The organism is Lysinibacillus sp. NPDC095746 (assembly GCF_044763535.1).
In the GTDB taxonomy this organism is placed as follows: Bacteria; Bacillota; Bacilli; order Bacillales_A; family Planococcaceae; genus Lysinibacillus.
The window spans coordinates 1-20,639 of record NZ_JBIWGL010000017.1 but is presented as its reverse complement, the minus strand read 5'-3'; the positions used below and the strand labels follow the sequence as shown (position 1 = coordinate 20,639).

Annotated in this window: 19 protein-coding genes, 2 rRNA genes and 1 riboswitch; of the genes, 1 reads left to right on the top strand and 20 read right to left on the bottom strand. The window is 39.8% G+C overall.

From position 1 onward, the window contains the following. Positions 1-207: 207 nt before the first annotated feature. The 4 genes from pcrB to ACIQ7N_RS13725 all read right to left on the bottom strand — a co-directional run bounded on the left by pcrB (position 208) and on the right by ACIQ7N_RS13725 (position 4,170). Positions 208-897 (bottom strand): heptaprenylglyceryl phosphate synthase, encoded by a 690-nt coding sequence (gene pcrB / locus ACIQ7N_RS13740; protein ID WP_132363472.1) that lies wholly within the window; start codon positions 895-897, stop codon positions 208-210. A 110-nt stretch (positions 898-1,007) separates the two neighbouring features. Further along, the gene (locus ACIQ7N_RS13735) at positions 1,008-1,328 is read right to left on the bottom strand and encodes a YerC/YecD family TrpR-related protein (RefSeq protein ID WP_004225717.1); all 321 of its coding nucleotides are present in this window, start codon (positions 1,326-1,328) and stop codon (positions 1,008-1,010) included. Positions 1,329-1,343: 15 nt separating this feature from the next. Further along, the gene (locus ACIQ7N_RS13730; RefSeq protein WP_402932922.1) at positions 1,344-2,399 is read right to left on the bottom strand and encodes a DUF3048 domain-containing protein; all 1,056 of its coding nucleotides are present in this window, start codon (positions 2,397-2,399) and stop codon (positions 1,344-1,346) included. Between the two features lie 49 nt (positions 2,400-2,448). After that, on the bottom strand, positions 2,449-4,170 hold the full coding sequence (locus tag ACIQ7N_RS13725; RefSeq protein WP_402932920.1) for an adenine deaminase C-terminal domain-containing protein: 1,722 nt from the start codon (positions 4,168-4,170) through the stop codon (positions 2,449-2,451). A gap of 200 nt (positions 4,171-4,370) precedes the next feature. Here ACIQ7N_RS13725 and ACIQ7N_RS13720 point away from each other — a divergent pair, with 200 nt between their 5' ends. Further along, the gene (locus ACIQ7N_RS13720) at positions 4,371-4,826 is read left to right on the top strand and encodes a YgaP-like transmembrane domain (RefSeq protein ID WP_402932917.1); all 456 of its coding nucleotides are present in this window, start codon (positions 4,371-4,373) and stop codon (positions 4,824-4,826) included. A 434-nt stretch (positions 4,827-5,260) separates the two neighbouring features. On the opposite strand, the gene purD is transcribed toward ACIQ7N_RS13720, so the two are convergent. The 16 genes from purD to ACIQ7N_RS13640 all read right to left on the bottom strand — a co-directional run. Next, on the bottom strand, positions 5,261-6,520 hold the full coding sequence (purD, locus tag ACIQ7N_RS13715) for a phosphoribosylamine--glycine ligase (protein ID WP_402932915.1): 1,260 nt from the start codon (positions 6,518-6,520) through the stop codon (positions 5,261-5,263). Between the two features lie 68 nt (positions 6,521-6,588). Further along, the gene (gene purH / locus ACIQ7N_RS13710; protein WP_402932912.1) at positions 6,589-8,115 is read right to left on the bottom strand and encodes a bifunctional phosphoribosylaminoimidazolecarboxamide formyltransferase/IMP cyclohydrolase; all 1,527 of its coding nucleotides are present in this window, start codon (positions 8,113-8,115) and stop codon (positions 6,589-6,591) included. A 355-nt stretch (positions 8,116-8,470) separates the two neighbouring features. Continuing rightward, the gene (gene purN, locus ACIQ7N_RS13705; RefSeq protein ID WP_402932909.1) at positions 8,471-9,040 is read right to left on the bottom strand and encodes a phosphoribosylglycinamide formyltransferase; all 570 of its coding nucleotides are present in this window, start codon (positions 9,038-9,040) and stop codon (positions 8,471-8,473) included. Beyond that, the gene (gene purM, locus ACIQ7N_RS13700) at positions 9,040-10,095 is read right to left on the bottom strand and encodes a phosphoribosylformylglycinamidine cyclo-ligase (protein WP_274068015.1); all 1,056 of its coding nucleotides are present in this window, start codon (positions 10,093-10,095) and stop codon (positions 9,040-9,042) included. Before purM ends, purN begins: the two co-directional genes overlap by 1 nt. Positions 10,096-10,181: 86 nt before the next feature. Continuing rightward, positions 10,182-11,606: an amidophosphoribosyltransferase gene (gene purF, locus ACIQ7N_RS13695; protein ID WP_274068014.1), complete on the bottom strand. Its 1,425-nt coding sequence runs from the start codon at positions 11,604-11,606 to the stop codon at positions 10,182-10,184. Beyond that, entirely contained in the window at positions 11,582-13,816 is a 2,235-nt protein-coding gene (purL, locus tag ACIQ7N_RS13690) for a phosphoribosylformylglycinamidine synthase subunit PurL (RefSeq protein WP_402932905.1), read from the bottom strand. Before purL ends, purF begins: the two co-directional genes overlap by 25 nt. Next, complete coding sequence (gene purQ, locus ACIQ7N_RS13685; protein WP_132363492.1) at positions 13,803-14,486, bottom strand: phosphoribosylformylglycinamidine synthase subunit PurQ; 684 nt, start codon at positions 14,484-14,486, stop codon at positions 13,803-13,805. Before purQ ends, purL begins: the two co-directional genes overlap by 14 nt. 2 nt (positions 14,487-14,488) lie before the next feature. Then, positions 14,489-14,737: a phosphoribosylformylglycinamidine synthase subunit PurS gene (gene purS / locus ACIQ7N_RS13680; protein ID WP_079562648.1), complete on the bottom strand. Its 249-nt coding sequence runs from the start codon at positions 14,735-14,737 to the stop codon at positions 14,489-14,491. A gap of 2 nt (positions 14,738-14,739) precedes the next feature. After that, a complete protein-coding gene (gene purC / locus ACIQ7N_RS13675) occupies positions 14,740-15,450 on the bottom strand; it encodes a phosphoribosylaminoimidazolesuccinocarboxamide synthase (protein ID WP_142510087.1) in 711 nt (236 codons plus the stop codon). A 171-nt stretch (positions 15,451-15,621) separates the two neighbouring features. Then, positions 15,622-16,917: an adenylosuccinate lyase gene (gene purB, locus ACIQ7N_RS13670; RefSeq protein ID WP_248717224.1), complete on the bottom strand. Its 1,296-nt coding sequence runs from the start codon at positions 16,915-16,917 to the stop codon at positions 15,622-15,624. A gap of 13 nt (positions 16,918-16,930) precedes the next feature. Beyond that, positions 16,931-18,055, bottom strand: coding sequence for a 5-(carboxyamino)imidazole ribonucleotide synthase (gene purK, locus ACIQ7N_RS13665; RefSeq protein WP_402932901.1), 1,125 nt, complete (start codon positions 18,053-18,055; stop codon positions 16,931-16,933). Beyond that, positions 18,052-18,540, bottom strand: a complete 489-nt coding sequence (gene purE, locus ACIQ7N_RS13660; protein ID WP_132363500.1) for a 5-(carboxyamino)imidazole ribonucleotide mutase — start codon at positions 18,538-18,540, stop codon at positions 18,052-18,054. The genes purK and purE overlap by 4 nt, the downstream gene beginning before the upstream one ends. 200 nt (positions 18,541-18,740) lie before the next feature. Then, a riboswitch (purine riboswitch) is annotated at positions 18,741-18,839 on the bottom strand. A gap of 92 nt (positions 18,840-18,931) precedes the next feature. Continuing rightward, positions 18,932-19,126 carry an NETI motif-containing protein gene (locus ACIQ7N_RS13655; RefSeq protein ID WP_132363502.1) on the bottom strand — a complete coding sequence of 65 codons (195 nt, stop codon included), beginning with the start codon at positions 19,124-19,126 and terminating at the stop codon, positions 18,932-18,934. A 454-nt stretch (positions 19,127-19,580) separates the two neighbouring features. Beyond that, entirely contained in the window at positions 19,581-19,859 is a 279-nt protein-coding gene (locus ACIQ7N_RS13650) for a hypothetical protein (RefSeq protein ID WP_132363504.1), read from the bottom strand. A 433-nt stretch (positions 19,860-20,292) separates the two neighbouring features. Next, positions 20,293-20,408 (bottom strand): 5S ribosomal RNA (gene rrf, locus ACIQ7N_RS13645). A gap of 137 nt (positions 20,409-20,545) precedes the next feature. Continuing rightward, positions 20,546-20,639, bottom strand: a 23S ribosomal RNA gene (locus ACIQ7N_RS13640); the annotation flags it as partial.

Below are 20,639 nucleotides of genomic sequence, written 5' to 3'. Positions count from 1 at the left end.
TTTATTTATCAATTATGCCTCGGCATAATTGCGTCCGGAATCGGCTTTGTGCTTAGGCCTGCACGATGCAGGTCAGTTAGCCGTTATCGCATGGATGCGATGATTTTAGGCTAACATCCTCTAAGAACTCCTTTCCGATTCCGTGACATCCGCCGGAGGCTTTAACTTTTTTTAGCAGGTGTTTGGACACCTGCTGAAAAAGTTAAATTATATCGTATTTTTTACAGCCTTAACAGTCGCAAGTGCAGCTTTTAAATCTTCGTATATAATATTACCAACTACTACTGTATCTGCATATTTTGCCATTTCTGCTGCTTGTTGAGCAGATGTAATGCCGCCACCGTAAAACAGTCGCGTATTTTTCAGTTCATTTTTCACAGCACTTACAACCTCAATATCGCCATAAGTACCGCTATACTCTACATAAAATACAGGTAGTCTAAAGAAATTTTCAGCCATACGTGCGTAAGCAACAACATCATCAATAGATAAATCCGTTTTCGCATTCGTTACTTCAGCTACTTTACAATTCGGGTTTAAAATACAATAACCTTCAGCGACTAATTCATCCCATACCATAATATCTCCATATTCTTTAATTGCTTCATGGTGTAAATTTTTAATCCACTTTGGATCATCACTATTCAACACGGTTGGAATGAAATAATAGTCATAGCCTGGTGTTACTGAATCAATCGCAGAAATTTCAAGCGCTATTGGCACTTCAAAACGTCTTACACGAACAAGTAAATCTAATACACCATCCAAAGTTACACCGTCTGTTCCGCCAACTATAATAACATCTGTACCTGATTCACAAATTTTTTCTAGCGCCTCATCTGATAAATCTTTAGCTGGGTCTAGCTTGAACACATGTCTCCATTCTAAATAATCCATCTATTTTACCACCTATCATTTTCTATCTATTCGTTTACAAGTATAGCTTATGACTGTCTACAAAAAAATGAAAAAGACTGGGTAATAGCTCTACCCAGCCCTTTTACCTACTATTCTTTTGGTGCTTGAAACGGCTTTTCATCTGGATACAAACGACCTAACATTTCATCATATGTATCATTCCCGTAATCAAAGCAACGACGTACACGTGAAATAGTTGCTGTACTTGCACCTGTTTCCTTCTTAATAGATTCGTAGGTTTTCTTTAAACGTAGTAAATGCGCGACCTCAAAGCGTTGTGCCAGCGATTGAATTTCACTAATCGTACATAAATCATCAAAAAATTTATAACATTCTTCGATGTCTTTCAGCTCTAACACTGCTTTAAATAATTGATCTGTTTGATGCCCTCGAATTTTTTCGATTTGCATGCAATCTTCCTCCCTTTAAGGCTGCGTTTTCACCATTGCTTGTAACCCTGGTGAAGTTGGTACGAAATTTACCCAAGACTTCCCTGGTACTAGCTTCACAAGCTCCCCAGACTCTTCTACAGCCATTGGTATTCCATCAATATTAGCCCATTTGACTTCTCTCATATTGCCATTTTGAAATACATACGCATTTCCACCAGAAGTTAAATCAATTTCTTGGCGCCCCTCATTATCAATCGTTCGATGTTTCATTTCAAAAAATAGCACATTTGAAAATGATAATGTGTCGCCTGTTAACATATCCTTTGTGTCAACGCCAGCCGATTGTCGTCCATAACGATTACTTTGCTTATCATACAAATACGAATTATGGAAATACTCACTATTTCCGTAGTAAATGTCAACTCGACTTGTTTCATTGCCTATTTTACCACGTTCATCGGGTTCATAAAAAGCCTCATGTACTTTTTCATGGTAACTCATTGAAGCGCCCACTTTTTTCGCACCATTTAATATACTTTCAGACGTAATATACGAGTTGTGTGGGGCAACACGGTCTTTTGAACGTTTAAAAAGTGTGCCATCATAATCCATACCATTTATATTGTCGACTACATTATTAGTAAGCATCGATTTTGCCTCTGGGCTATAACCATGTGCTACGTAAAATGCACCATAGCCTTTCGCAAGATCTACAAAATAAGATCGAGCACTACGAACAGGCCCTACATTTTCTGGCAGTTCACTTTGATAAACTGCTAATAAACGTGTAACATTGCCTTCTGCTAGCATTTCATAAACAATATCTGCCGCTTCTATCCCTGATTGTGGACGTGCTTTCGGGTGATTATTAACTGTAACAATAATTGGACGCTGCGTAATTTCTTCCTTCACAACTTCACCTGTTAGCGGAGCAACAAAAGCGCCTTCTTTAACTGGCTCTTCAATAGCAGTTCCATCGTCAACTTTGCTCGTACCATCATTCTTTCCTTCCGACGAATCTTTTGAACATCCTCCTATCAGTAAGGTGCTAAAAGCCATTGCGATAAATAGTTTCTTCGATTTGAACACAAGCATTACTCTCCTTTTATCAATTACATCTACCATAGGGAAACTTCAATTAACGCATCACTGCTGGTAATAATAACTTATTCTTCATAACATCAAAAATCCCTTTTGGCGTAATACGGATATATGGTAAATGTGTCGATTGTAAGAATAGTAAAGAGTAAATTGCGTCCCCTAAGTGGTAACCACGTTCCGCTAATGCTTGTTTTAAGAACTTCTCTTTTTCCGCTAGCTCCTTTACATCTCCATCATATAAAAGACCGCCAATTGTTAAAGGAACAGCAGCAATTACCTCGCCTTTTTCAACGAGGACAATACCACCACGCATTGCCTTCATTTCCTCAAAGGCTTTAATCATATCATCTTTATTTTTTCCAATCAGTAAAATATCGCCTGTATTCGAATAAGATGAGGCAAACCCTTGAACACTAGTAGCAAAACCTTTAATCATCGTGTTAACATGCCAATTACCGTCTCTATTCAAAAGCATTAAATAACATTCATCATGATCTGCAAGCTGCCCTTCTCTAGTAATGAATGAATTATATGGTTTCGTAATAACATCATTGACTAACTCAATTCCAAACGGCATCGAGAATTGAAAATCATGAGACGTTAATGAAAAATCTAAGTCCAATGCAGGTAACGCTGAATAATCAATTGTCGCAAGTTTCTGCACTTGTTCTCCATCACGTTTTAACCAAACACCCTTCGATAATACACTTTCAGGAACTGGTTGCCATTCATCTTGTAAAATATTTAGGGAAGCAAATCGACCCGTTGCGATAAAGCCATGTAAGTTGGACATATTATAATAACGTGCAACATTATAAGAAGCCATTTGATAAGCATCTAGCGGTGCTACACCTGCATCTAAAGCTACTTGAATACATTTATCCATCACACCATCCTCATGGAAAGAAGGTGGTGAGCCATCTGTTGTCATCATTAAATGGTCAAAAATAGGTAACTCTTTTTCAACTATTCCCTTTAATAAATTAGGTAGGTCTGGGCGTATTGAAGAATGACGTAGCGTTACAGCATATCCTTGCATAATACGTCGCTCTACCTCTTCCACTGTCATAGCTTCATGATCACCATCTGCACCAAGTAGCTTCATTCGTGCTAAAGTTCGTTCCGATGCTCCAGGGAAATGCCCTTCTATTTTTTTCCCGTAGCCCTTAGCCATTTGCATACGATAGAGCATTTGGTCATCCCCATGTAACAATCTTGGCCAGCCCGTTAATTCTCCTCCAAGTAACACATCATCACGTTCTAGCCATTCTAAAATGGACGTATTAGAAAAAATCTCTTCCTCCTGTTCCATTTCAGTTTGCGAATCAAAACGAGTCCACCAATAAAATGAAAACGGTAGCTTTTTCAAATCATCCAATATTGAAAACGCTTTCTTATTTTCTAAAGATAAAACGAAGCTTAAATTATCTGAAATAAAAGTTGTAGTACCTAGCTGTCCACAAAAATCAGCAAAGGATTGCGGATGGTATAACTGGAACGGATGAACATGCGGCTCAATATATCCGGGTACAATTGTTTTATTCGTACAATCAACCACTTCTGTCCCTTCTAATAACGGAGGCATTCTATCACCAGCATAGACAATACGATCTCCTAAAATCCAAATGTTCCCTACTATCCATTTTTTGAGCATGCTATGTAAATAACGTGCATTTGTTAAGACAATATCCGGTGCTTTTTTTCCATCAATTACTGCTAATTGCTGACGTAATTCTGTAATTTTCCATACTGGATCCATTCTATTCGCCCCTTCCTAAATTACGTAAAATTTCATTGTGTAAATCCTACGTGAAATCACATACTACTATTGCATAAACGCAATTTTTCATGAAATTAATGCTTTATGCAATCATCTTGTTTCAATCGTAACACAGCACTTTCATAAAACAAAGTGCACCCCGCTTTATTTTTCCCACAATGACTAAAGGAGGAAATATTATGATGCAAGAATCAAATTTAAGCGAAAAAAATGCCTTTTGTCGCTTTGCCATGGGGGCAGGTTTAACGGCATTCGGTATCGCTAAAATCTCAAGAAATCCTGAATGTACGAAAGGTCGATTGATGATTGCATTTGGTGCCTTGAAAATGGCTGAAGGTATCTTTAAGTATTGCCCAACCAAAGCTTTACTGGGCTCTAGTCTGGAGAGTGCTATGGGCAACAGCAACAGCAACAACAATAGCACCAGCAACTCTTCTATGCAAAGTATGTTCAGCGGCCAAAATTCTATGTCATCTGAACAAATCGATAAACTCATGAAGGATTTCTCCTCTGCTATTTCTGGAAATACGTCAGGATCAAACGCAACAGCATCAAAGCAATCTGACTCCAGCACTTCAAATCAACATTCCTCAGAAAGTAAAAATTCTACAACTAAAGCACAAAATCCTTCTTAGTCAAAGGAGCCGTCTCAACTGTATTGTTGAGACGGCTCTCACCCTTTTCATTCATACGTTTGAAAACAATAAGAAGTTTCACAGTATGATTAAATTATTTAATTTAGGTGCGTGATTAATCATTTTCATTGGGCCATGACCATAGCGTAGGGTTGATTTCCGTTCCGACTGGGCGCTTTCCTGGGGGTGTCCGATGAGCCGCTTCACTCGCGTTGCTCGCTCCAGGGTCTCATCTGTGACACTAATCCCCAAGGAGTCGCCCAGTCTCCACTACAATCAACTATTTGCATGGCATACGTTTTAACAAAGGGTCATCTCTAAATTAAAATATGGACCAAAATTTACTATAAATCACTCGTATCGTACTTCAATCAAGTTATATACATAGCATATATTTTAACAAATGTCGTCTACAACTTTTAACAGTTACGCAATTACTTCTTAAACGTACGCCAGCCGATATCTTTGCGGTAGAAGAAATTGTCCCATTTTTCTGTTGCAATACCTGCGTATACTATTTCTTGTGCTTCTTGTAAAGTAGATGCCTTTGCTCCAACTAATAAAACTCGGCCACCGTTACCAACAAAGTTCTCATCTACAAGTTTTGTACCTGCATGGAATACCGCGTGTGAAGCTGATAGAGCTTCTAGGTTAGGTAATGCATTTCCTTTTTCAACATCCCCTGGATAGCCTTCAGCGGCGATTACTACACCTAGCATTGCTTCTTCAGACCATTGCAAATCAAATGGCTTTTCATCCATCAATGCAGTCATAAATGCGCCAAAATCGGATGCCATACGTGGTAAAACTACTTGCGTTTCAGGATCTCCAAAGCGTGCATTAAACTCAATCACTTTAGGACCATTGTTCGTTAATATCAAGCCTGCATATAAAATACCGGTAAACGATACACCATCTGCCTCCATACCTTTCACAGTCGGTTCAACAATCGTTTTATATGCATCATCCACTACTTCTTGAGAGATTTGAGGTACTGGTGAATAAGCTCCCATCCCCCCTGTATTTGGTCCTTGATCGCCGTCATAAGCACGTTTATGGTCTTGAGCAATCACCATTGGATAAATCTGGCCTTTATGGACAAAGGACATAAAGGAGAATTCTTCCCCGTCTAGGAATTCTTCAATGACAACTCGAGAAGAGGATTCACCAAAACGTTGGTTCCCAATCATATCCTCTACAGCTTCAATTGCTTCATCTTCGGTCATTGCTACAACTACACCTTTACCAGCTGCCAAGCCGTCTGCTTTGATAACGATTGGTGCACCTTGCTCTTTAATATATGTAATAGCCTTGGCAGCTTCAGTAAACGTTTCATGGGCAGCAGTTGGGATATTGTATTTATTCATAATTTCTTTCGCATATGATTTACTGCTTTCGATTTGTGCTGCTGCCTTTGTTGGACCAAATACTCGTAAACCAATAGCAGTAAAGAAATCCACTATGCCTTCCGCAAGTGGTTGCTCAGGTCCTACAAAAGTTAAATCTACTGCATTTTCCTTTGCAAATTGTGCAAGACCTGCAAAATCCATAGTATCAATAGCAACGATTTCTGCATCGCTTTTCATGCCATCATTACCAGGTGCTACAAATACTTTACTAACAGATGGTGACATACTAAATTGTTTGGCGATAGCATGCTCTCGACCGCCGCTTCCAATGACCATTACTTTCATTTTAGAGAATCCTCCTCTTTGTGCGTAAAACCGAGATGTAGCCCATCTCGGTCAAGTTTTTGAATATATTAGTGCTTGAAATGACGTACGCCAGTGAATACCATCGCAATGCCGTATTCATTTGCCTTATCGATTGAATCCTGATCTTTGATAGAGCCACCAGGTTGAATAATGGCTGTAATACCGGCCGCTGCAGCTGCTTCAACAGTATCGCTCATTGGGAAGAATGCATCTGAAGCTAGTGCTGCGCCTTTTGCTTTTTCGCCTGCTTGCTCAAATGCGATTTTAGCTGCGCCAACACGGTTCATTTGACCAGCACCAACGCCAAGTGTCATTTGAGAATCTGTAACGACGATTGCATTAGATTTAACGTGCTTCACAACTGCCCAGCCAAGCTGTAATGCTTCCCATTCTTGTGCTGTCGGTTCACGGTCTGTGACAACTTTAATATCTGCATTAGAAAAGCCGTGGCGATCTGGTTCTTGTACAAGAAGACCTCCTTCAACAGATACAACATTGAATTTGTCTTGTTTTGCTTGCTCAAAAGGAATTGTTAATAAGCGAATATTTTTCTTCTTCGTTAAAATATCAAGTGCTTCTTGAGAGAAAGCAGGCGCAATGATAATTTCTAAAAAGATATGGCTTAATTTTTCAGCAGTTGCTGCGTCTACTTCCATATTTAAAGCAATAATGCCACCGAAAATAGATGTTGGATCTGCTTCATACGCTTTATCAAACGCTTCCTCTAATGTTGCGCCCGTTCCAACACCACAAGGGTTCATGTGCTTAACAGCTACTGCTGCAGGCATTTCAAACTCTTTGACAATTTGCAACGCGGCATTCCCGTCTTGAATATTGTTGTATGATAATTCTTTACCATGTAATTGCGTAGCATAAGCTAATGAAAAATCTGAGCCTAGTCGTTTTTGATAGAACGCTGCTTTTTGATGAGGATTTTCACCATAGCGTAAGTTTTGTTTTAATTCATATGTCACTGTTAAGCTCTCTGGGAACTCTTCTTCTGTTAAGTAGTTTGATATATATGAATCATAAGCGGCTGTGTGACGGAAAACTTTTGCAGCTAACTTACGACGTGTTTCAATTGTCGTTGCACCATTAGCTTTAAGCTCCTCTAATACGTTCGCATAGTCATTGCTATCCACAATTACTGTTACATATTGATGGTTTTTTGCTGCAGAACGTAACATTGTTGGACCACCGATATCAATATTTTCGATAGCGTCATCCCATGTTACATTAGGCTTTGAAATTGTTTCAACAAACGGGTAAAGATTGACACAAACAATCTCAATTGGCTCAATTCCATGCTCATTCATTTGTGCTTGATGAGAAGCATCGTCAAACTTCCCTAATAGTCCACCGTGAATCATTGGATTTAAAGTTTTTACACGACCATCTAAAATTTCTGGGAATTTAGTTACTTCATCTACTGCTGTTACGGCAACATTATTGTCTTGTAACATTTTTTTCGTACCACCAGTTGATAAAATTTCATAACCTAATGCTACTAGTTCCTTTGCAAATTCTAAAATACCATCTTTATTGGAAACACTGATTAATGCACGTTTTGTCACAACGAAATCCTCCTAATTTTTAGGATCATCACCATAACGTGTAGTTGATTTCCGTTCCGTCTGAGCGCTTTGTAGCTGTCGCTTTGCTTTCGCGCAGAGCAGAGCTTCCTGGGGGCGTCCGTTGAGCCGCTTCACTCGCTTTGCTCGCTCCAGGGTCTCATCTGTGACGCTGATCCCCAAGGAATCGCCCAGCCTCCACTCCAATCAACTTATTTACATAGTAGACGTTTTAACAAAAGTCATCCACATCTTTTGGTGATGAACCAATTTTATCGTGTTAGCCACGAAAATCTCTTGCTATTGTCGGACAGAGTTAGGTTTTGATTAGGCAATACCTAACTCTCTCATCAATCTATTACTTTAATAATTGCTCTAAAGCTTTTGTATAGAGTATATGCTCTTCCTTATGAATGGCCTTTTCTGTTGCCTCTCGATCACCCTCAACAACTTGAACTGCCGATTGGGCAATAATAGGTCCTGTGTCCATACCTTCATCTACAAAATGGACGGTTACACCTGTTATTTTGACTCCGTGTTCCATCGCTTGACCAATAGCATCCTTACCAGGGAAAGCCGGTAATAGTGAAGGGTGAATATTCACGATGCGCTGTGGGTATGCAGTTAGTAATACTTCACTAATTAAGCGCATATAACCTGCAAGCACAATCCATTCTACATGACAGTTATGGAGTGCCTCGATAATTGCCGTCTCATAATCTGCTTTTGAAGAAAACTCTTTCGGACTTAAAGCTAGCACCGGAATACTATAGTTCTCAGCACGTGTCACTACAAATGCGCTAGGCTTGTCTGTGACAACAAGTTCGATCTTTGCATGTAGTTCACCACGTTCAATTGCCTCTTGAATAGCTTGAAAGTTACTGCCGCTACCTGAAGCAAAAACGGCAATTTTAGTTGGTGCAGTCATTACACTAAACTCCCATCATGTGAGCCATTGAATACAACACCCTCGCCTTTCACAACGCGACCGATTTTGTATGCTTTTTCACCATTTGCTTCTACTGTAGCAAGTACTTTATCTACTTCATCTGCAGGTACAGCTAACACGAAGCCAATCCCCATGTTAAAGACATTATATAAATCCTTGTCCTCTAACTGGCCTTTTTCTTTTAAAAACTCAAAAATACGTAAGACAGGCCAAGAACCTAAGTTAATTTCAGTTGCTAAACCTTCTGGCATCATACGTGGTAGGTTTTCATAAAAACCACCGCCAGTTACATGGGCACAGCCATGAACGTCTGCTACTTTTAAAGCTCCAAGTACAGGTCTTGCATATAATTTTGTTGGCACTAACAAGGCTTCCCCTATAGGACCAAGATCCTCGTAGCCTTCCACAATCGAATCAACGGCGTAATGATTATCTGCAAAAACAATTTTTCGCACTAATGAGTAACCGTTTGAATGCACCCCACTTGAAGCAATACCAACAAGCACGTCACCCTCTACGATTTTCTCACCTGTTACGATGGCTGATTTTTCACAAGCTCCTACCGCAAAACCAGCTAAATCATACTCATCTTCTTCGTAAAGACCTGGCATCTCTGCAGTTTCTCCACCGATTAATGCCGCACCAGATTGCACACAGCCATCTGCAACGCCCTTTACAATTTGCTCAATTTTCGCTGGCTCTGCCTTGCCAAGCGCTACATAATCTAAAAAGTACAATGGTTCAGCACCTTGCGCTACGATATCATTGACACACATCGCTACACAGTCCACACCAATCGTGTCGTGCTTGTCCACCATAAACGCTAGCTTTAGCTTTGTCCCAACACCATCTGTACCTGAAATAAGAACAGGTTCCTTAAGATTTAGTTCTGACAAGTCAAACATACCGCCAAAACCACCAAACGTGCCCATCACACCTAGACGGTTTGTACGTTCAACGTGAGATTTCATTCGTTTTACAGCTTCGTAGCCTGCTTCAATATTTACACCTGCTTGTTCATATGCTTTCGACACGCAGAGTTCCTCCTTATCATCCAAATCGCCTTGGCACATCTGAATCTAGATTTGTCATCATAGTTATACGTGTTTAGATGTTTTTCTTAACGTAATAGTTCTTTTTCATGTGGTAAGATTGTATCTGGGAAAATTTCTGTAGGATATTTACCTGTAAAGCACGCTAGGCATAATCCACGGTTTTCATCTTCATATGGTCTTGCAATCGTCTCCACCATACCTTCAACGGAAAGGAATGTTAGGGAATCGGCTCCTATAGCATCACGGATTTCATCTACATTATGGCTAGATGCAATCAATTCTTCATGTGTGGAAGTATCGATCCCGTAATAGCAAGGATCCGTCATCGGTGGTGAAGAAATGACAACATGTACTTCTGCCGCCCCTGCATCTTTTAACATTTTTACAATACGTCGTGAAGTTGTACCGCGAACGATTGAATCGTCCACCATCACTACACGCTTATCTTTTACGACTTGAACAACAGGAGAAAGCTTCATTTTCACACCGCGTTCACGTAATTCCTGTGTTGGTTGGATAAATGTACGCCCTACATAACGATTTTTAATAAGACCTAGCTCATATGGAATGCCACTTTCCTCTGCAAAGCCAATTGCCGCTGAAATACTTGAATCAGGGACACCTGTTACAACATCAGCTTCAATATGTGCACACTCTCGAGCAAGCTGTTTGCCCATACGTTTACGTGCCATGTGGACGTTTATACCATCAATATCAGAATCGGGCCGTGCTAAATAAACGTACTCCATCGCGCACATTGCCCGTTTATCCATCTCTACAAAACGATCAGATTTTACACCCTCATCGTTAATAATTAATAACTCACCAGGTTCAACAGATCGAACAAATTCTGCACCTATTAAATCAAATGCACAAGTTTCAGAAGCTACAACCCAGCCATCTCCTAGCTTCCCAAGAGATAATGGACGTAAACCATGTGGATCACGTGCAACAAGCATTTCATCTTTAGTCATAATTAAGAACGAATATGCGCCCTTTAATAAAGATAGGGCATTTTTCACCTTCCCACGGAATGGTGAATGCGAGCTTTTCTTAATAAGATGCGCTAGCACTTCAGTATCAGAGCTAGAATGGAAAATACTACCTTGACGCTCTAAATACTGTTTTAAGTGCGTGGCATTGACTAAATTACCGTTATGAGCAATTGAAAGGCTACCAGTTGAGGAGTGAAATAATAACGGCTGTACATTTTCGATACCGCCCCCTCCAGCAGTCGTATAACGGACATGGGCAATTGCTGCTTTTCCGTCCACTGCCTTTAATTTCTCTTCGTTGAAAACATCATTCACTAGTCCTTCGCCTTTCACCGCGCGAAGATGCTGACCGTCAGAAACGACGATCCCAGCGCCTTCTTGGCCACGGTGTTGAAGAGCATGAAGCCCGTAATAACTAAGGTGTGCTGGATTTGAGTTACCCCAAATACCAAACACCCCACATTCTTCGTTTAAGCCTCTGAGTTCAGCAAGCATGGGATTGCTCCTTTCCAATTAGAACGGAATTCCTCCACTGTACCTTCTACAAGCACACCGTTGTCACCGTCGATTTTAACAAGCGCATCGTTTGTTACGACACCGATTTTCATTGCGTCTTTTACAATTTCTACAAATGCAGCTACATCTTCTTCTTTCACTGTTACAACAAAACGAGATTGTGTTTCACTGAATAATGCTGTTGTAGCAGAGCCTGTTAATGTTACATCAAGACCTAAGCCATTTGCGCCAAATGTTGTTTCAGCAAGCGCTACTGCAAGACCGCCTTCTGCTACATCATGTGCTGATTGTACGATGCCTGCTTTAATCGCTTTAAGCAATGCTTCTTGACGTGCGGCTTCAATCTGTAGGTCAATAGCTGGTGCTTTCCCTGAAATAACCCCATTATTTAATAATTTTTGAAGCTCCGAACCACCGAATTCAGTTTTTGTATCGCCGATCACAAATACTACATCACCAGCAGCCTTTACTTCTTGAGTTGTCACATGTGCTAAATCTTCAATTAGTCCAACCATACCGATTGTTGGTGTTGGATAAACCGCTTCGCCAGAACGCTCGTTATAAAGAGAGACGTTACCGCCGATTACTGGTGAATTCAATGCTGTACAAGCGGCTGAAATACCATCAGCTGATTTTTCAATTTGCCAGAAAATTTCTGGTTTCTCAGGATTACCGAAGTTTAAGCAGTCAGTAATTGCTAATGGTGTACCACCAGTTGCCACGATATTACGAGCTGCCTCTGCTACAGCAATGGCACCGCCTACCTCTGGATCTAGGAAAATATAACGAGAGTTACAGTCAGTAGTCATCGCTAATCCTTTGTTCGTACCGCGAACGCGGATAACGGCCGCATCAGAACCTGGTGCAACGACTGTTGATGTACGTACTTGATAATCATATTGATCGTAAACCCACTCTTTTGAAGCAACTGTTGGTGCTTTTAAAAGTGCATTTAATGTTTCTTTGTAGTCTGTTACTACTGGCTCTGTGTTTTCCATCGCTTGGAACTCGGCATAGTAAGCAGGCTCTGCAGATGGTTTATGATAAACTGGTGCATCTTCTGCAAGTGCATCAGCAGGTACTTCAGCTACAACTTCGCCATTATGTAATAGGCGTAGCATTTTATCATCCGTCACGCGACCAATTGCCACAGCATCTAAGTCATATTTCTCGAAAATCGCTTTAATTTCATCTTCGCGACCTTTTTTCACAACAAGTAGCATACGCTCCTGAGATTCAGATAGCATCATTTCATATGCTGTCATGCCTGTCTCACGTTGAGGTACTAAGTCTAAGTTCATTTCTACACCAGAGCCAGCCTTCGAAGCCATTTCTGCTGATGAAGAAGTAAGACCAGCAGCACCCATATCTTGAATACCTACTAGCGCGTCAGATTTTACAACTTCTAAACATGCTTCAAGTAAAAGTTTCTCCATAAATGGATCTCCTACTTGAACTGCTGGACGTTGGTTCTCAGATTCTTCTGTTAACTCTTCAGATGCAAATGTTGCACCATGGATACCGTCACGGCCTGTTTTAGCACCCACATACATGACTGTATTCCCTACACCAGCCGCGATTCCACGTTGAATATCTTTGTGGTCGATTAAACCTACACACATTGCATTCACTAGTGGGTTGCCTTCATAGCAAGGATCGAATTGAATTTCGCCACCGACTGTAGGAATCCCGATACAGTTACCGTAACCTGCGATACCAGCAACTACTTCTTCAAATAAATATTTACCACGTGCTGATTTTAATTCGCCAAAGCGTAGTGAGTTTAGCATCGCAATTGGACGTGCACCCATTGAAAAAACGTCACGGATAATACCACCAACTCCTGTAGCAGCACCTTGATAAGGCTCAATTGCTGATGGGTGGTTATGTGATTCCATTTTAAATACAACTGCTTGTTCGTCACCAATATCTACGATACCAGCACCTTCACCTGGACCTTGTAAAACTTGTGGACCCTTTGTAGGGAATTTACGTAACACTGGTTTTGAATTTTTGTATGAGCAGTGCTCAGACCACATTACGGAGAAAAGACCTGTCTCTGTCCAATTTGGTAGACGTCCTAAAATACCTTCTACCATTGCAAATTCTTCGTCTGACATCCCCATACCAGCGTATAACTTTTGCTCTTTAATTTGCTGTGCTGTTGGCTCAAACTTAGTTGTTGACATGATTTTCCCTCCACTGCTTCACAATTGATTTAAATACTGCTAGACCGTCTGCTCCGCCCACCAGTGCATCAACAGCTCGCTCTGGGTGAGGCATCATCCCTAGTACATTGCCACGCTCGTTTGTAATCCCTGCGATATCTTCTAAAGAACCGTTTGGATTTTCGCCTGAATATGTGAACACGATTTGATTGTTATCTTTTAATTGTTGTAAAGTTTCCTCGTCACAGTAGTAGTTACCTTCACCGTGAGCGATTGGAATATTGATTATTTGACCTAGCTCATATTGGTTTGTGAATAATGTATTATTGTTTTCAACTTTAAGCTGGATTGTACGGCACATGAATTTCAAATTTTTGTTACGAAGTAATGCGCCTGGTAATAAGCCTGCTTCAGTTAAGATTTGGAAGCCATTACATACTCCCAATACCGGCTTACCAGCATCTGCTGCCTTCTTAACCTCTGCCATAATATTAGATTGGTTGGCCATCGCACCACAGCGAAGATAATCCCCATATGAGAAGCCTCCTGGTACTAAAATGCCATCAAAGCCACTTAAATCTGTTGCTGTATGCCATACATATTCTACTTCTTCACCTAGCTCGTCTTTAATCGCATGATACATATCGATATCACAGTTTGACCCAGGGAAAACGAGTACTGCGAATTTCATGATTAGTTAGCCTCCTCGACTTCGTAGCGATAGTCTTCGATTACAACGTTAGTTAAAACCTTTTCACACATTTCTTTTACTAGAGTATCAATATCACGTTCTGTATCTTTAATTGCTAGTTCAAGATATTTACCGATTCGTAAATCTTCTACTTCAGCGTAACCCATTTTCACTAAAGAACCTTGTACAGCTGAACCTTGTGGATCAAGAATGCTCTCACGTAATGTCACGTAAATTTTAACTTTTTTCATTGTTATTTGCCTCCGAGTCTAGAAAGTATAATAGTATAAACTTCAGTTAAATTACCAAGGTCTCTACGAAAGACATCTTTGTCTAACTTTTGCTTTGTAGTTGCATCCCAAAGTCTACATGTATCTGGTGATATTTCATCTGCCAGTAGTACATTTCCGTCATTGTCACGTCCAAACTCTAATTTAAAGTCAATTAGTGTAACGTTGACATCTGCAAAAATAGGCTGTAAAACTTTGTTCACTACAAGTGCACCATCATAAATGGCTGTCACTTCCTCAGGTGTTGCAAGATCAAGTACGTCAATATGCTCCGTTGAAATGAGCGGATCGCCTAGCTCATCGTCTTTATAATAAAATTCAACGATTGGGCGTTTTAATGGTGTACCTTCCTCAATGCCAAGACGTTTCGCTAAGCTACCTGCCGCTATATTGCGAACTACGACTTCAATTGGAATAATATCTACCTTTTTTACAAGCTGCTGCGTATCAGATAATTGTTTTACGAAATGTGACGCAATTCCGTTTGCTTGTAATTTTTCGAAAATTAAAGATGTAATGCGATTATTTAATACGCCTTTGCCTTCAATTTCTTCTTTTTTCTCACCATTAAACGCTGTTGCACTATCCTTGTATTCAACGAGTAACACATTAGGCTCCTCTGTTGAGTACAATTTTTTTGCTTTACCTTCATACAAAAGTTGACCTTTAGTCATTTCGTTACTCCCCCTGATATTATGAAATACACGCGTATTGTTCAGAATTGAATCGTACGTATACGATTCAATTCTGTAACATCCGCTAGTGACTCTACTCAATCCATTTCGCCTTGGCGTAATTGTAGCTGTCGCTTTGCTTTCGCATAGATAAACAAAGCGTGAAGATTGTTAGTTAAGACCAAGACGTTCAAAAATCATATCTACATGCTGTAAATGGTAGTTGTAGTCGAAGCAATCATCTAGCTCTTCCTTCGTTAAATACGATGTAATTTTTTCACTTGCATCGACTAACGTACGGAACTGAACTTGCTCGTCCCATGCCTGCATCGCTAAAGGTTGTACTGTATCATATGCTTCCTCACGCACTAACCCTTTATCGATCAGTGCTAATAAGATACGTTGAGAGTAAATTAGACCAAAAGTGCGACCCATATTACGTTTCATGTTTTCAGGGAATACTGTTAAGTTTTTCACAATGTTACCGAAGCGATTTAACATATAGTTAAGTGTAATCGTTGCATCCGGTAAAATAACGCGCTCTGCAGATGAATGTGAAATATCACGCTCATGCCATAATGCTACGTTTTCATAAGCCGTTACCATATAGCCACGCATTAAACGTGACATACCAACCATGTTTTCAGAACCGATTGGATTACGTTTATGAGGCATTGCTGACGAGCCTTTTTGACCTTTTGCAAATGCTTCCTCAACTTCACGTGTTTCTGATTTTTGCAAGCCGCGAATCTCTGTTGCAAATTTCTCAATTGATGTTGCGATTAATGCCAACGCACCTAAATATTGAGCATGACGATCACGTTGTAATGTTTGAGTTGAAATAGGTGATGCTGTAAGGCCTAATTTATCGCATACATATTGCTCAACTTTAGGATCAATATTGGCATATGTTCCAACTGCTCCAGACATTTTTCCTGTTTCAATTACTTTTGCTGCTGCTTCAAAGCGTTCTAGGTTACGCTTCATTTCTTCATACCATAAGCCTAGTTTTAAACCGAAAGTTGTTGGCTCAGCATGAACACCATGTGTTCGTCCCATCATAACCGTATGCTTATGCTCTTTCGCTTTTGCTGCGATAATATCAATGAAATTCACGATGTCTTTGCGTAAAATATCATTCGCTTGTTTAATTAAATAAGAAAGAGCTGTATCAACTACGTCCGTAGATGTTAAACCATAGTGCACCCATTTTCGCTCTTCACCAAGTGTCTCAGAAACGGCACGAGTAAATGCTACAACATCATGACGTGTTTCTTTCTCAATCTCTAAAATACGATTAACATCAAATGAAGCATTTTCACGAATTTTAGCTACATCCTCTTTTGGGATGTCTCCGATTTCTGCCCAAGCCTCACATGCTAAAATTTCAACTTCTAACCAAGCTTGATATTTATTTTGTTCTGTCCAAATTGCTCCCATTTCGGGTCTTGTGTAACGTTCGATCATTGCGTTTCTCCTTCTATTCTGACCAAATGCCAGAACTCTCGATTTGTTGTAGTGTTTCTTCTAAGTTTTTTGTCATAATCGTTACGTGGCCCATCTTACGGTTCACCTTAGCTTCAGCTTTCCCATAAAGATGTATAGACCATTCAGGATATTTAGCAATTGAGTTACTAAGTGGCATGACATGCTGCCCTAAAACATTTACCATAATAGACGGTGCCCAAAGTTGTGGTTTACATAATGGCCAACCACAAACTGCACGTATATGCTGATGGAACTGTGAAACGTTACATGCTTCTATAGAATAGTGACCTGAATTATGAGGTCTTGGTGCTAATTCATTTATAATGATTCCACCGTCTTCTAATACAAACATTTCTACAGCTAATGTCCCTACTAAATTTAAATAATCAGCAATTTTCAAGGCTTCTCGTTCTGCAGACAAAGATGTTTCCTCTTTTATACGAGCTGGTACGATCGTTTCATGTAAAATTTGATGAACATGAATATTTTCTCCAACTGGCTGACAATATGATTCACCATTCCCGTTTCTTTGAACAATGACAGACACCTCTTTAACGAAAGGTACAAATCCCTCAACAATACATTGTGAATGGGAGAAAAGCCCTTTTGCTAACGGTAAGTCTTCTGTAGATTTTAAAAGCTGCTGCCCCTTGCCATCATAGCCACCTCTTGCTGTTTTGACTATACAAGGATAACTAATCCTATCAATATTGGCTAGTAATTCTTCATATGTATTTACAACCAAATAAGGGGCTACTGGACAACCTGCGTTCACTATCGCTTCTTTTTCAGTCACACGGTCTTGTGTGATGCGTACTAGCTCTGCTCCTTGTGGGACGTAAGCCATTTGTGTTAAACGTTTTAAGCCTTCATAATCAATATTTTCAAATTCATACGTTATAACGTCACTTACCTCTGCAAGTTCTTCTAAAGCTGACTCATCATCATATGGGGCTACAATACGTACATCCGCAACCTGTCCACCTGGTGAATCCATTGATGGTTCAAGAACGGCGATTTTAAAGCCTGCTTCTTTAGCAGCAAGTGCCATCATACGGCCAAGCTGACCTCCTCCGATAATGCCTATCGTCTGCCCGGGATAAATTATCTTTGTCACACTAAGTCACCTGTGCTTTCCAGTACTTGTTGCTTCGTGGCTTCACGTCTAGCATCTAGTTTATTAGCCAGCTCTGTATCTGTTGTCGATAAAATTTGCGCCGCTAGCAAGCCTGCATTCGTCGCTCCCGCTTTGCCAATCGCTACTGTTGCTACAGGTACACCGCCAGGCATTTGAACAATTGATAATAAAGAATCAAGACCGTTAAGAGCACGTGATTGCACAGGTACACCGATGACCGGTAACGTTGTTTTAGCTGCTACCATTCCAGGTAAATGCGCAGCTCCACCTGCACCAGCAATAATTACTTGAATACCTCGCTCACGTGCTGATTGTGCATACTCAAACATTAAATCGGGAGTACGATGTGCAGACACTACTTTTTTCTCGTACGGTACCTGTAATTCATCTAAAATATCACATGCATATTTCATTGTTTCCCAGTCACTTGAACTCCCCATAATGACACCGATTTTCGGATTCATGATTGTCGCTCCTTTTTAACGTTAGAAAAATGATCAAATATTTTATAGCTACTACAATTCTTTACTTTTTCTTTTTCATAACAAAGAAAATCCTCAAATAAACTACTCCCTACCATACACGTGAAAGCAGTTTACTTGAGGACTTATTATGAAAAGAATATGCAAATGGACATTTCTGCACATAAACCTTCCCGTAACATGCCAAAAGTGCTTTCCCGCATAGTCCAGCATTTACGGTGCCGGGTAGAGACACTAGAGCCAATCCTCTAGCATATATGTGGGATTTATTTGTTTTTCCTTCTCATATTTTAACAAGTCATTTCATTGTAGTCAACCAAAAATGCGAACATTTTATTTTAGTCATTTATAAACGTTCGGATTTAAGCAAAAATTACTCGGAATCTTGCCATAACATCGCTTTAAATTGTATTTTTTGACGTAAATACGTTGGTTCTCCATTGACTACGTGAAAAATCGGTTCTTCTTTTCTTCCCACTGCCATATAACCATCTCGACGCATTCTTGCCAAACAATCTTCAATTGACTCGTTTTCTTCTACTTCATACCAAATTTGTTTTTTTCCCAAATCTTTCTTCCTTTCAATCTTGTTTCCAATTATTTTCCCTTGTATGAATTCCATTATACCTTTAGTTTGTTCCTTTAGTATGTATGATGTATTAATAAAATGCTCTTCGCCAAAACGTGAAGTAGATTTTCGTTCCGACTAGGTATTTTCCTGAAGGGCGTCCGATGAGCCGCTTGGGCAAGCAAATGTTTTTTATGCGAAAGCGTAAGTGCAATGTAACGACAGCGGCACGATGTTGGTCACGAATGCGTAATTATTGGATGTAATATTTTTAGCCTTCTTTCCTCAACTTGCTCGCTCCAGGGTCTCATCTATGACGCTATTCCCCAAAAAGTTCACCCTTTACTTAATAAATATCATTCTCAACTTTTCGTGACGGCTATTAAAAGGAAATTATTGTTACTAATCGAAGACAAATTAAAAGAACTGCAGAAAAATAAACTGCAGTTCTTTATTAAGGATTTTGAAATCCGTAGATTCCAATTAAATATGCACCTAGGAACAGAAACATTAAAAAAGCATTGAGTACAATCAAAACTATACGAATATCACCTTTAATACCCAAAATTGCACTAATTATTCCTAATCCCCCTAACACAAATGGCGTAAATATACTTAGATCATAAAGGTAATTAAAAAAACTACCATACCATTTTGATGAATCATAGCCAAACATAAAGAGTGTAATTATTAAGGAAAATATTGATAAAGCAGAAAAAATGTTACGCCTCATTTTTTAATTCCCCCTTATTAAAGCATGATATGTGTGATAGATCTAATTTCAATTTAAAATTCGCTAATAAAGCTCGTCCGACTTTACTCTTTGAGCAATAAGTGATGGATATATCAAATATTGAGGCAATATACAATGTGAAGCATCGCCTGTTCTAGCGCCTACCTCTTCCTATTTTTAGACATTCCAGCAAGAATCTCTCTTGATGGCGTTCTATTCTCCTGTTCGTCATTTCTATCAGTCGTTTTTGTTTCTACGGGCACAAATGTGTTCTCCCCTCGAAACATTCCACAAACAGTTTGCTTTGCTCGTTTTTTTCGGAGGATATGTCGGGATTAGTTCATTCATTATGTAAATTTTAAATGAGTATATCATTTTATTTTTATTTTATAAAACAAAAAAGCCGAGGAATAAATCCTCGACTTTTTCAGGTGCCTAGCGACGTCCTACTCTCACAGGGGGAAGCCCCCAACTACCATTGGCGCTAAAGAGCTTAACTTCCGTGTTCGGTATGGGAACGGGTGTGACCTCTTTGCCATCATCACTAGACTATTGTAGGCTTTCAATATACATCGTATTTCTTCGTCAGCTTCTGTCGCTTCCTCGAACTACTCGTATCTTGAAACCCTTGAAAGAAATTATTCTTTCAAAACTGGATAAACGGCGCATTGAATGCTTCAAACATTTTGGTTAAGTCCTCGATCGATTAGTATTCGTCAGCTCCATGTGTCACCACACTTCCACCTCGAACCTATCTACCTCATCGTCTTTGAGGGATCT